At 60.6% G+C, this 315-nt stretch carries 1 protein-coding gene; it reads right to left on the reverse strand.

The annotated features are described in order from the left end of the window. Positions 1–315: anion permease (locus tag ACSIPU_RS30900; protein WP_435322519.1), on the reverse strand; the 315-nt coding region annotated here is incomplete at both ends.

Consider the following 315-nt stretch of genomic DNA (forward strand, 5'->3'; position numbering starts at 1 on the left):
GACCAGCGCCAGGGCCAGCAGGTTCGGGGCCAGAGCCGACAGGAACATCGAGCTGGTAATACAGGCGGCGGTGATCGCTACCCACATCAGATAGGAACCGATTTTACGTGCGCTCGGATCGTTTGGCTTTGAACCGTACAGCGGCGGCAGGTTAGCGATAATCGGGTAGATAGTCCCCCCGCTGCGTGCGGTGTTAGATGGCGTAAACGGCGCCAGCAGCAGATCCGCGAAGGTGATGGCGTAGCCGAGCGTCAGGCTGCGACGGCCAAGATATTTCACCAGAATCAGCGCCAGGCGGCGGCCGAACTGCGTTTT

This window comes from Klebsiella sp. HN106 (assembly GCF_051209435.1).
Classification (GTDB): Bacteria; Pseudomonadota; Gammaproteobacteria; order Enterobacterales; family Enterobacteriaceae; genus Klebsiella; species Klebsiella oxytoca.